Raw genomic sequence first — 11,736 nt, 5'->3', positions numbered from 1 at the left:
ACCGACAGGGCCGCGAGGATCAGCCCCATCAACCGCGTCATCACGTTGATGCCGGTCTGCCCCAGAAACCGCGCAATGGGTTCAGCCAGCGTGAAGCAGATGGCGGTGGCCAGCGCGATCACCACCCCGTAGCCCACCAGCGCGGCGTGCTGAAAGAAGGTCTTGGCCTGGTCGGCGTAGATCACCACCGTGGACATGGTGGCCGGGCCGGTGAGCAGCGGGATGGTGAGTGGCACCACCGCGATCGACGCGCGGGCCGACGCGTCACTCACCTCCAGCTCGTTGGTCTTGGCTTCGGCGGGTTGCGCGTTCAGCATGGACAGCGCCGAGGTCAACAAGAGCATGCCGCCGCCCACCTGGAAACTCGCCAGCGAAATGCCGAAGAATTCCAGAATCTGCAGGCCGATGATGGCGCAGATGGCGATGACGGAGAACGCGCTGATCGACGAAATCAGCACCGTGCGCTGGCGCTGCTTGCGGCTGAAGCCCTGCGTGTAGTGGATGAAGAAGGGCACGATCGCCAACGGGTTGACGATGGCCAGCAGGGTGATGAGCGGCTTGAAATCCATGCCGGATTGTGGCTCACCCCCGCCGCGTTGCGCGCGCCGGCTCCTTGTGTGGGCTAAGGCTTCCCTGGCTCACGGCGGCGGAACATGCCGTAACCCTCCATGAACAGCACCTTGTCCCCGTGTTGGTTGAACATTTCCCAGCTGGTGCGCACCAGGCCCACGTCCAGCCGTTTGCTCATGGGGCGTTTTTCCAGGATGGTGTGCTGCAGCCGCAGCGTGTCGCCGGGGAACACGGGTTTGAGCCACTTCAGACTGTCCAGACCGGGTGAACCCAGGCTGGAGCTCTCGCTCAGGAAGTTGGTGACCATCAGCCGCATGGCCATGGCGCAGGTGTGCCAGCCGCTGGCGCTCAGCGCGCCGAACACCGAGGCCTTGGCGGCGTCGTGGTCCAGGTGGAAGGGCTGCGGGTCGAACTGGCGCGCGAAGGCCACGGTCTCTTCTTCGGTGGGGGTGATCGTGCCGAGGTCGCGGGTGCTGCCCACCTCCAGGTCTTCCCACCAGTATTTGATTTCAGGGGTCATTTCTAGCGTCCTCCAGACACGTCCAACAAACTCATCGTGGTGTAACTCGCCGCGTCCGACAGCAGCCACACGATCGCCTGCGCCACCTCGTCGGCCGTGCCGCCGCGCTGCATGGGCACGAGGTGCTGCAGGTCGCGAACCCGCGTGGGCAGGCCGCCGGAGGCGTGGATCTCGGTCTCGATCAGGCCTGGGCGCACCGCGTTCACCCGGATGCCTTCGGCCGCCACTTCTTTGGCCAGGCCGATGGTGAAGGCATCGATGGCGCCCTTGGCCGCGGCGTAGTCCACGTACTGGCCGGGCGAGCCCAGGCGCGACGCGGCGCTGGACACGTTGACGATGGCGCCGCCTTCGCCGCCGTGCTTCGTGCTCATGCGGCGCACCGCCTCGCGGGCGCACAGCATCGAGCCGATCACGTTGATGTCGAACATGCGGCGCCAGCGCGCCACGCCCATCTCGTCGACCCGCGCGCTCACGTCGACCACGCCGGCGTTGTTCACCAGCCCGGTGAGGCGGCCGAGCTTGGCGTCGATCTTCTGGAACATCGCGAGCACCTGGGCTTCATCGGCGACGTCGGCCTTCGCCGTGATGGCTGTGCCGCCGAGCTCGCGGATGCCGCGCACCACCTCGTCGGCGGCCAGCGAGTTCGCAGTGTAGTTCACCGCCACCGCCCAGCCCTGGGATGCCGCCAGGCGCGCCGTGGCGGCGCCAATGCCGCGCCCGCCGCCGGTGACCAACAGCACCCGCCCAGTGGCCTTCTCCATAACCTGTCTCCTGCAGAAAGTGGTGGCATCGCGTACAACACGGGCTCGCCGCCAGACGACCATTACAACAGCGTGAGGAGACCACCATGCGTCACACAGTCGACTACTACATCGCGCCGCAGAGCCCCTGGACCTACCTCGGCCACGAGCGTTTTGCCGCCTTGGTGCGCGAGACCGGCTCCGACGTGCGGGTGCTGCCCATGGACCTGGGCAAGATCTTCCCGCTCTCCGGCGGCCTGCCCCTGCCCAAGCGCGCACCCCAACGCCAGGCCTACCGGTTGGTGGAGCTGCGCCGTTTCAGCGAAGCGCTGGGCGTGCCGCTGAACCCGGAGCCGCGTTTCTTTCCGGTGGCCGGCGACCCGGCGGCGCGCCTGATCACCGCCGTGGCCCTGCACGACGGCGCCGATGCCGCGATGCAGCTCACCGGCGCGGTGACCACCGCCGTGTGGGCACAGGAGCGCGACATCGCCGCCATGGACGTGCTGGCGGCCTTGCTCGCCGAGTGCGGCCTGGACGCGGCGCGGCTGGTGCAGTCGCAGCAGCCCGACGTGCAGGTCCGTTACGACGAGCAGACGCAATCGGCCATTGATGCCGGTGTGTTCGGTGCACCGAGCTACGTGATCGATGGCGAGTTGTTCTGGGGCCAGGACCGGCTCGATTTCGTGGCGCGCAAGCTGCGCGCCTGATGTTTTTCAATCCACACAGGAGCACCCCATGGGACACATGATCGACCTCAAGGCCGCTGACGGCACAACGTTCCCCGCTTACGTGGCGGAGCCGTCCGGCAAGCCCAAGGGTGGCGTGGTCGTGCTGCAGGAAATCTTCGGCGTGAACTCGCACATCCGCTCCGTGGCCGACGGCTACGCAGCCGACGGTTACTTCGTGGTTGCGCCCGCCACGTTCCACCGGGTGCAGCCCGGCGTCGAGCTGGGCTACACCGAAGCCGACATGGGCACCGGTTTCGGCTTCAAGACCGCCGTGGACGGCTTGCCCGAACCCGGCGTGATGGCCGACATCCAGGCCGCCATCGACCACGCAGCGCAAGCCGGCCAGGTCGGCATCGTCGGCTACTGCTGGGGTGGCCTGCTCACCTGGCGCGCGGCCTGCACGCTCCAAGGCCTCTCGGCCGCCGTGCCGTACTACGGTGGCGGCATGACTGCAGCCGCTGAAGCGGCGCGCACACCGAAGGTGCCGGTGATGGCGCATTTCGGCGACCAGGACCACTGGATCCCGCTGGACACGGTGGAGGTCTTCAAGAAGGTCCAGCCCGGCGTGTCGGTGCACGTGTACGCCGCCAACCACGGCTTCAACTGCGACCAGCGCGGCTCGTACAACGAAGCCGCGGCGAAGCTGGCGCGCGAACGCACGCTGGCCTTCTTCTCGCAGCATCTGGGCTGAACCGCCATGCGGCGCGCCGGCCTGCTCAGCGCCCTGGTGGCGGTCTGCACGGCCGCCACAGCGGCCGACTACAGCGGCCCGCTGTTCGACGCCCACCTGCACTACAACGACGAAGCCTGCACCCACGACACGCCGGCCCCGGGTTGCCCGCACCCGATCGCCGACGTGCTGGAGCGCATGCAGAAAAGCGGCGTTCGCGCCATCGTCGCCAACTCGCGCCCCAACGACGGCACCACCGCACTGGCCACCGCGCGCGAGCAGACCCGCGCCGCTGGCGTGACCGTGGTGCCCTTTGTGCGCCTGTACCGCAACCGCGCCGACTACAACAGCTGGTTCCAAGACCCCACCATCGTCGAGATGGTGAGCGCCGAACTCGCGCGCGGCACGCCCGCCGGCCCCTACCGAGGCCTGGGCGAGTTCCACTTGTACGACAGTGCCAACGCCAACGGCCCGGTGGCGAAACAGCTGATGGCGCTGGCCGAAGCGAAAGACCTCGCCATCCTGGCGCACGTGGACGATGTGGCGATTGACTTGCTGATGGCGAACACGCCGTCCAAGGGTCAGAAGATGCGCCTGATCTGGGCGCACACCGGCATTGGCGGGACGCCCGCCACTCGGGTCGATGCGCTGTTGGCCCGCTACCCGAAGTTGATGGGCGAGTTGTCCTACCGCCCGGGCCTCACCTGCGTCGATGGCCAGCTGTGCCCCGAGTGGCGCGCGCTGCTGCTCAAGTACCCCGACCGCTTCATGATCGGCTCCGACACCTGGGTCAACCAGCGCTGGCAGTACTACGGCGAACTCATGCAGGGCTACCGCACCTGGCTCGGTGGCCTGCCGGCCGACGTGGCACAGCGCATCGCGTGGGACAACGGCGCCAAGCTCTTCGGGCTGGCCACACCCACACCCTGAGGCAGGCTCAGCGCGCCGTGCGCGCCAGGTAGCGTTTGCGCCAGAACACCACACCCAGTGCTGCAGCGGTCAGCACCATGGACCCCATGGCCCACCAGAAGCCACTCTTCAGGTGGGTCAACGGAATGAACTCGAAGTTCATGCCGAAGATGCCCGCGATCAGGTTCAAGGGCAGGAAGATCGCGGTGAGCGCGGTGAGCGTGCGCATGATGTCGTTGGTGCGGTTGCTCTGCGCCGAAAAATGCATCTGCACGGCGGTCTCGGCGTTCTGTTCCAGCCGGCGCACGTGGTGCACCACGCGTTCGATGTGTTCGAGCACGTCGCGCGATCGCACCCTGAGCAGTTCCAGTCCGCGCTGGCCGCCGTTGTGCTCGTTGGGCTCCCAGGTGTTCAGGGCCTCGATCCAGTCCTGGATGGCCGAGCGCTGGTCTTCGCAGATTTCGTCCAGGTGGTGCAGCGAGATGCGGGCGTCCAGCAGCGAGCCCCAGTTGTTGAAGCGTGCCTTGGGGTGCAGCAGCTCGGCCTGCCAGTGGTCGAGTTGGCGCGTGAGTTCGCGCCGCAGCTCCAGGTAACCGTCGACCATCTGGTTGACGATGCGCAGCATGAGGTCGGCCGGGCTGGGCGGCAGGGCAATGCCGGCGGCGCGTGAGGCGGCGGTTGACGCGGTCATGAGGCGGGTGGCGTAGTGGTCGAGCACCAGGCAACCGGCGGGGTGAACAGTGAGCAGCACGCGGTCGAACACCGCGAACCCGACCGGGCTGGTGTCGATGCGCCGCAGCACCGGTGGGCCGCTGCGTTTGATGGTCTGCGTCAACACCTCGCCGGGGTGCGCCAGATCGGTTTCGCTGTGCCCTGTGCTGAGCCGCCTGAAGACCAGAATGTCGTACTGCGAGGTGTAGTCGTAGTGCGATGGCAACTGGTTGTTGAGCAGGTCGGCGATGTGCAGGTCCACCAGCGTCATGCCGCTGAGCACTTGCAGGGTGGACTGCACCGCGCCTTGTTCAAGCTCGAACTCGCGCCGCCCGCAGGCGATCCACACATAGCCTTTGGCCGGCAGCACCATCGGCAGGTGGGCGGACTCGGTGACCGAGCCGGACTGAACGTGGAAGACGCGCATGGCGGGTGGGTCAGCCGCGCAGCAGGCGGGCTGCGTCGCGTGCGAAATACGTGAGCACGCCGTCGGCGCCGGCGCGTTTGAAGGCCAGCAGGCTCTCCATCATCACGGCGTCGTGGTCCAGCCAGCCGTTGATGGCGGCGGCCTTGAGCATGGCGTACTCGCCGCTCACCTGGTACGCGAAGGTGGGCACGGCGAACTCGTCTTTGACCCGGCGCACGATGTCCAGGTAGGGCATGCCGGGCTTGACCATCACCATGTCGGCGCCCTCGGCCAGGTCCAGCGCCACTTCGCGCAGGGCCTCGTTGGAATTGCCGGGGTCCATCTGGTAAACCTTCTTGTCGGCCTTGCCCAGGTTGGCCGCCGAGCCCACCGCGTCGCGGAACGGACCGTAAAAGGCACTGGCGTACTTGGCGCTGTAGGCCATGATCTTCGTGTGCACCAGTCCGTTGGCTTCGAGCGCCGAGCGGATGGCGCCGATGCGCCCGTCCATCATGTCGCTGGGGGCCACCATGTCCACGCCCGCCTGCGCCTGGGTCACGGCCTGCTTGACCAGGATCTCGACCGTCGGGTCGTTCAGGATGTAATTGTGTTCGTCCAGCAACCCGTCCTGGCCATGGCTGGTGTAAGGGTCGAGGGCCACGTCGGTCATCACACCGAGTTGCGGGAAACGCTTTTTCAGTTCGCGCACCACGCGTGGCACCAGCCCGTCGGGGTTCAGCGCTTCCTGGCCGTCCGGCGTCTTGAGCGACTGGTCGATCACCGGGAACAGCGCCATCACCGGAATGCCCAGCGCCACGCAGTCTTCGGCCACCGGCAGCAGCAGGTCCAGACTCAGGCGCTCCACGCCCGGCATCGAACCCACGGCTTCGCGCCGCCCAGCGCCGTCGAGCACGAACACCGGGTAGATCAGATCGGCCGGCGTCAGGCGGTGCTCGCGCACCAGATCGCGGGTGAAGGGGTCCCGGCGCAAGCGGCGGGGGCGGCTGAAGGGGTAGGGGGCGGGGTTGTGCATCGGCCTATTGTGGCAAACAGGAGCTCCATCGACGTGTCGCCCTGGTCGCCGAGCGCTCGGCTGCTCGGCGGCGCGGACGTGCCGAAAGTCCGCCGCATTGTGTTGAACTCCACAGTAAGAAGAAATGGTTGATACCTCCCCCCGGTTGTCAAGCGCCCGATGGTGATAATTTTGGGACCCTGCCACCGGGTGGTCCCTTTTCTTTGATCATGCTTTCAGTCAAAAAGAACATTGCCAGCGCGCCTGTCGCCGCCAAACCAGGCGCCAAAGCCGATCTGCCCTGGTCGCTGGAGGAGCACTGGCCTGCGCTGGTGGCGGGACTGGCTGACCAGATCACCGAAGGCATCAGCGCACTCCAGAACAGCATCGATCTTTTGTTGGCCAAGGAGCGCATCACGCGCCTTGAGCACCGGGCCTTGAGCATCCCTGCCGAGCGCCTGAAGGTGGCCGGGATCAGCGCCCAGCAGATCAACCGCTTCTACGGCGGTCGCATTCGCCAGTCCCACGAAAAAGTCGACATGGCGCAACTGGTCGAGGGCATCTTGCAGGAGCGCAAGAGCGAACTCGGCGTGCTCGGCATCGAGTTGCGCCGCAAGCTCAAGCCGGTCGAGGTGCTGGTCGACCCCACGGTGGCTTACACCTTCGTGAACGCGGTGCTCGACTGGGGGCTGCCCTTTGGCAACCGCATCGACGTGCGCATGGACATGAACGCCTGGCCCAAACACGCACGCTTGCAACTCCGCGTCTCCAACGACGGCCTGCCGCCTTCCAGCGTCGCCATGCTGGACAGCCTCAGCTGGGTGCTCATTCGCCAGATCGCACAGACCGCGGGTGGTATCGAGATCGAGCGCGAGACCACCGATGAAGGCGTGAATTTCACCGCCATGTTCACCCGCACCGTTCAAGCGGTGGACGGCATTTCCGCCGTCGATCTCTCCGATGACCATTCGTCGATGTTCAAGTCGCTTTCGGGCGTCTATGTGCTGACCGTGTCGCCCACGCTGCAGATCCGTGCCGATGTGCGTGATGCGCTGCGCGAGATCGGGGTCATGTCCGACAGCGTGGTGGATTTCGAGCAAGCCCGTCAGGCCGTGCGCAGCCGCATGCCCAACCTGATCGTGGTGGACGCCGAAATCAAGGGCGATGAATTCGATCTGTTCCGCCGCGAGCTGTTGCGTGAAGTCTTTGAGTTCCCGTTTGTGGAAATTTCACCGGACGACAGCTCCTTCGACATGTCGGGCTTCGGTGAGTTTTCCATGGCCAAAGTCGGGCGCGGAAACATCCGGGAGGCCTTGGGCACGGCGGTCATGTTCGAACTCGCCAAGATGATGTAGTGGTCTGGATGGCGACGACCTTTTGCCGGTTTGGTGTCAAAGTTGACAGGTCAAATTTGAATATCCGATTTGATTGGTGTACCATTTCGGCGGGCTGCCGAATGGTGGCTCCCCGCTTTTCCTCCCTGAGCGGGTGCCTTAGTGTGTGACAGCAAAAAGGCTTCCCAACCCGGCCCAACTGGCCGGGTTTTTTTTGTCCGTTGTCCGGCCCAACCACAGGCCAAGCCCCACCGACGCTGGTGCCGCGCACTACACTGACCCCATGCTTTGGGTCAAATCCTTTCACATCGTGTTCGTCGCCAGCTGGTTCGCCGGACTTTTCTACCTGCCCCGGATTTTTGTGAATCTGGCCATGGTGCCGCCCGAGAGCCTCGCTGAACGTGAGCGCTTGCTCCTGATGGCGCGCAAGCTGATGCGGTTCACCAGCGTGTTGGCCGTCCCCGCCTTGGCCCTTGGCTTGTGGCTCTGGCTGGGCTACGGCATCGGCGCGGGCAGCGGGTGGATGCACGCGAAGCTGTTCGTGGTGCTGCTGGCGCTGGGCTACCACCATGCGTGCGGCGTGATGCTCAAGCAATTCGTGCGGGGTGCCAATCGCAGAAACCATGTCTGGTACCGCTGGTTCAACGAGGCGCCGGTTGTGCTGCTCGTGGTGGCCGTGATCCTGGTGGTCGTCAAGCCCTTCTGATGTTTTGAACGCGCGCTCATCTGCCTGGCCTCTGGCGCTCCTGTTCGCTGGTCTGGTGGTGTACGCCAGCCTGTACCCGTTCACCGGCTGGCGAGACCAGGGCGTGGTGCCGCTGGCCTTCCTGCAGGCTCCCCTGCCACAGTACTGGACAGGCTTTGATGTCGGATCCAACCTGGTGGGCTACGCGCCGTTGGGTCTTCTGCTGGCACTCGCCATGCGTCGCTCCGGCGCCCGCTGGTCTTGGACGGTGGCGCTGGGACTGCCGACGCTCCTGTCCCTGACCGTGGAAATGCTGCAGAGCTATCTGCCCACGCGAGTGCCTTCCAATGTGGATCTGGCGCTGAATGCGGCCGGCGCTGCGCTGGGTGTGGCGTTGGCTTTGTTGATCGAACGCCTGGGCGCGCTGCGCCGCTGGAGTCAGATCCGTGCCAACTGGTTTGAACCGTCGGCGCACGGGAGTCTGGTGCTGCTGGCGCTGTGGCCGTTTGCCCTGCTCTACCCGCAGCCGGTGCCGTTTGGCCTGGGCCATGTCTGGGATCGGCTGGAATCCAGCCTGACCTCGCTGTTGACCGACACGCCGTTTCTCGATTGGCTTCCCGTTCGTCTGGTGGAACCCGCTCCTCTGAGTCTGCTGTCGGAAGCGCTTTGCATCGCCTTGGGCGTCCTGTCGCCTTTGTTGATGGGGTACGGCGACATGCGGTCGCGCGCGCGGCGCCTGGTGTTCTGCGTGTTCGTGTTGGTCGGTGCTGTGTGTGTGGCGGGTTTGTCTTCTGCCTTGACCTACGGCCCCGACCACGCCTGGGCGTGGGTCACGCCCCAGGCCGAGCTGGGGCTGGTCTCCGCCTTCGCGCTGGGCCTCCTGTTGGCCGCGCTGCCACGACGCATGTGCCACGTCGTCATGCTGTTGTGTCTGGTGCTGTCGCTGAGCCTGCTCAACGACGCGCCCGTGAGTCCCTATTTCGCCCAGTCGCTGGAGGTCTGGGAGCAGGGGCGTTTCATCCGTTTCCACGGTTTGTCCCAGTGGTTGGGCTGGCTGTGGCCTTTTGCCGCCTTTGTGTTCGGCTTGCTCGCGGTGGCGCGTTCACCGACTGCCGCCGCTCGCGCCTTTAAAATCGACCCATGACTGAAAACAAGTCTTATTACGAACGCCACATCTTTTTCTGTCTCAACCAGCGCGACGGCGGTGAATCCTGCTGCGCCGATCACAAGGCGCAGGCAGCGTTTGACCGGTGCAAGGCGCAAGCCAAGGCCCAGGGGCTGCTGGGCGCCGGCAAGGTTCGTGTCAACAAGGCCGGTTGCCTCGACCGCTGCGCAGGTGGGCCGATCGCGGTGGTGTACCCGGAAGCGGTCTGGTACAGCTATGTGGACGAGCACGACATCGACGAGATCGTGCAATCGCACTTGCGTGATGGCGTGGTGGTTCAGCGACTGGTGACCCCTGCCGATGTCGGTCGCTGAACCTGTGACGCTGCGTTGCCTTCGTGTCCGTCCAGAACCGCAGACCCGAGCATGAACGCCCAAACACAAAGCCTGACGATGGCCGGTCCCGCGGGCCTCATCGAGCTGGCCATTGACCAACCCGATGGCACGCCGCGCGGCACCGCCGTCATCGCGCATCCCCATCCGCTCCACGGCGGCACGCTGACCAACAAGGTGGTCCAGACACTGGCACGCGCCTGTGTGCTGGCCGGCTGGACCGCTGTTCGCTTCAATTTCAGAGGCGTCGGCGCCAGCGAGGGTGCTCACGACGGCGGCCGTGGCGAGCTCGACGACCTGCTGGCCGTGGTCGCTGCCCAAGCGCCCGAGGGGCCGCTGTGCCTGGCGGGTTTCTCGTTCGGAGCATTTGTCACCAGCCATGCGGCTGTGGGTCTGCACTCTTCCCGCGACATCCAGCAGCTGGTCCTCGTCGGCACGGCAGCCAGCCGTTTCACCGTCGCACCCGTGCCGGAGGAACTCCACGCCCGAACCCTGGTCGTTCATGGCGAGCAGGACGATACCGTTCCTCTGTCCAGCGTGATGGACTGGGCTCGGCCGCAGGTGCTGCCGGTCCTGGTGGTGCCGGGCGGGGGCCACTTCTTTCACGGCCAGCTTCCCATGTTGCGGGAGCTCGTGCTTCGTCACTTGCGCGCCTGAGGCTGCGCAGGTGCTTTTTTTGACTCCTTTCAAGGACCGGATTTTGTTGCGTCGTCTCTCTTCTTTTTGTGTGTCGGTCTGCCTGCTGCTGGGCGCCGCGTTGCCCGCCTCCGCCCAGATGCCCCAAGCCCCTGAGGTGGCTGCCAAGGCCTATCTCTTGATGGACGTCACGTCCGGTCAGGTCCTGGCGTCCCTGAACCCCGATCAGTCGGTCGAGCCGGCATCGCTCACCAAACTCATGACCGCCTACATCGTGTTCGACGCGCTCAAGGCCGGCAAGATCAGCCTCACGCAAACCTTTGGCGTGAGCGAACGTGCCTGGAAGATGCCCGGCTCGCGCATGTTCATCGATCCCAAGATGCAGGTGCCCGTGGAGGATCTCATCAAGGGCATGATCGTGCAGTCGGGCAACGACGCCACCGTGGCGCTCGCCGAGGGTGTGGCGGGTTCGGTGGAGCGTTTTGTGGAGCTCATGAATGCGCAGGCCAAGTCGTTGGGCATGAAGTCGACCAGCTACCGCAACACCGAAGGGCTGACCGAAGCCGGGCACACCACCACCGCCCGCGACCTCGCGATCCTGGCCAACCGCCTGATGACCGACTTCCCGCAGTACGTGCCGTACTACGCGATCCAGCGCTACCGCTACCCCGGCACGCCTGCGACCAACGACACCAACCGCAACCTGCTGCTGTTCCGCGATCCCAGCGTGGATGGACTGAAGACAGGACATACCAACGCCGCCGGCTATTGCCTGGTGGCCACAGCGCGCCGTCAGGTGGCCGGGCTGGGCGAGGGTGCGCAGGGTCAGCGGCGCCTGATCAGCGTCCTGCTGGGCGCTGCCAGCGAAAATGCCCGGGCGGCCGAATCCCAGAAGCTGTTGAACTGGGGCTACACCGCCTTTGACGCTGTGCGTCTGTTCCCCGCCAGCCAGCCAGTGGCCACGCCGCGCATCTGGAAGGGCAAGGCCGAGCAAGTCAAACTGGGTCGCCCCGAGGGTGTGGTGGTGTCCGTGCCGGCGGGTGAAGGCGCTCGCCTGAAAACCGAAGTCGTTCGCCCCGATCCGCTGGTGGCCCCGCTCAACCGCGGCGATGCGCTTGGCACGCTGCGCGTGACCATGGCCAGCGGCGCGACCGTGGCCGAGATCCCGCTGGTCGTCATGGAAACCGTGGAAGAAAGCGGTGTGTTCGGCCGCGCCTGGGACGCCATCCGCCTCTGGATTCAGTGACGCCGCCGGCCCCTGCATTGCCAGGGCGCCACCCCCGTGCTACATTAGCGGGCTTTTCGGAATTTTCCGAAG

14 protein-coding genes are annotated in these 11,736 nt (G+C 65.7%); 9 read left to right on the top strand and 5 right to left on the bottom strand.

The window, feature by feature from the left end; translation table 11 throughout:
• The 3 genes from Q1W68_RS06220 to Q1W68_RS06210 form a co-directional block, all read right to left on the bottom strand.
• A partial coding sequence (locus Q1W68_RS06220; RefSeq protein ID WP_300715897.1) for a MarC family protein occupies nt 1–569 on the bottom strand: 569 nt, incomplete at its 3' end.
• A 53-nt stretch (nt 570–622) separates the two neighbouring features.
• Nucleotides 623–1,090, bottom strand: coding sequence for a MaoC family dehydratase (locus tag Q1W68_RS06215; protein ID WP_300650434.1), 468 nt, complete (start codon nt 1,088–1,090; stop codon nt 623–625).
• Nucleotides 1,091–1,092: 2 nt separating this feature from the next.
• Nucleotides 1,093–1,851, bottom strand: a complete 759-nt coding sequence (locus Q1W68_RS06210) for an SDR family oxidoreductase (RefSeq protein ID WP_300715895.1) — start codon at nt 1,849–1,851, stop codon at nt 1,093–1,095.
• Between the two features lie 86 nt (nt 1,852–1,937).
• Here Q1W68_RS06210 and Q1W68_RS06205 point away from each other — a divergent pair, with 86 nt between their 5' ends.
• Genes Q1W68_RS06205 through Q1W68_RS06195 form a run of 3 tightly spaced genes read left to right on the top strand, consistent with a single transcriptional unit; the run spans nt 1,938 to nt 4,158 of the window.
• Entirely contained in the window at nt 1,938–2,537 is a 600-nt protein-coding gene (locus Q1W68_RS06205; protein WP_300650429.1) for a 2-hydroxychromene-2-carboxylate isomerase, read from the top strand.
• Between the two features lie 28 nt (nt 2,538–2,565).
• A complete protein-coding gene (locus Q1W68_RS06200; protein WP_300650426.1) occupies nt 2,566–3,249 on the top strand; it encodes a dienelactone hydrolase family protein in 684 nt (227 codons plus the stop codon).
• Between the two features lie 6 nt (nt 3,250–3,255).
• A complete protein-coding gene (locus tag Q1W68_RS06195; protein ID WP_300650424.1) occupies nt 3,256–4,158 on the top strand; it encodes an amidohydrolase family protein in 903 nt (300 codons plus the stop codon).
• A gap of 7 nt (nt 4,159–4,165) precedes the next feature.
• Here the strand turns inward: Q1W68_RS06195 and Q1W68_RS06190 are convergent, their stop codons facing one another.
• Together Q1W68_RS06190 and hemB are read right to left on the bottom strand one after the other, a co-directional pair.
• Entirely contained in the window at nt 4,166–5,275 is a 1,110-nt protein-coding gene (locus tag Q1W68_RS06190) for a magnesium transporter CorA family protein (protein ID WP_300715892.1), read from the bottom strand.
• Between the two features lie 10 nt (nt 5,276–5,285).
• Nucleotides 5,286–6,287 (bottom strand): porphobilinogen synthase, encoded by a 1,002-nt coding sequence (hemB, locus tag Q1W68_RS06185; RefSeq protein ID WP_300662641.1) that lies wholly within the window; start codon nt 6,285–6,287, stop codon nt 5,286–5,288.
• A gap of 209 nt (nt 6,288–6,496) precedes the next feature.
• Here hemB and Q1W68_RS06180 point away from each other — a divergent pair, with 209 nt between their 5' ends.
• From Q1W68_RS06180 to Q1W68_RS06155, 6 genes are all read left to right on the top strand, one after another.
• Nucleotides 6,497–7,621, top strand: coding sequence for a hypothetical protein (locus Q1W68_RS06180; protein WP_300649726.1), 1,125 nt, complete (start codon nt 6,497–6,499; stop codon nt 7,619–7,621).
• A gap of 262 nt (nt 7,622–7,883) precedes the next feature.
• Nucleotides 7,884–8,306 carry a CopD family protein gene (locus tag Q1W68_RS06175; protein WP_300649724.1) on the top strand — a complete coding sequence of 141 codons (423 nt, stop codon included), beginning with the start codon at nt 7,884–7,886 and terminating at the stop codon, nt 8,304–8,306.
• 4 nt (nt 8,307–8,310) lie between these two features.
• Complete coding sequence (locus tag Q1W68_RS06170; RefSeq protein ID WP_300649722.1) at nt 8,311–9,429, top strand: VanZ family protein; 1,119 nt, start codon at nt 8,311–8,313, stop codon at nt 9,427–9,429.
• Nucleotides 9,426–9,764, top strand: a complete 339-nt coding sequence (locus tag Q1W68_RS06165) for a (2Fe-2S) ferredoxin domain-containing protein (RefSeq protein WP_300649720.1) — start codon at nt 9,426–9,428, stop codon at nt 9,762–9,764. Before Q1W68_RS06170 ends, Q1W68_RS06165 begins: the two co-directional genes overlap by 4 nt.
• Before the next feature lie 51 nt (nt 9,765–9,815).
• The gene (locus tag Q1W68_RS06160) at nt 9,816–10,439 is read left to right on the top strand and encodes an alpha/beta hydrolase (RefSeq protein ID WP_300649718.1); all 624 of its coding nucleotides are present in this window, start codon (nt 9,816–9,818) and stop codon (nt 10,437–10,439) included.
• A 118-nt stretch (nt 10,440–10,557) separates the two neighbouring features.
• Nucleotides 10,558–11,664, top strand: a complete 1,107-nt coding sequence (locus Q1W68_RS06155) for a D-alanyl-D-alanine carboxypeptidase family protein (RefSeq protein WP_300649730.1) — start codon at nt 10,558–10,560, stop codon at nt 11,662–11,664.
• Nucleotides 11,665–11,736 lie beyond the last annotated feature (72 nt).

It is taken from the genome of Hydrogenophaga sp. (assembly GCF_030158645.1).
Taxonomy (GTDB): domain Bacteria; phylum Pseudomonadota; class Gammaproteobacteria; order Burkholderiales; family Burkholderiaceae_C; genus Hydrogenophaga.
Note: the sequence above shows the minus strand (reverse complement) of the source record. Positions and strands in the feature narration are given on the sequence as shown.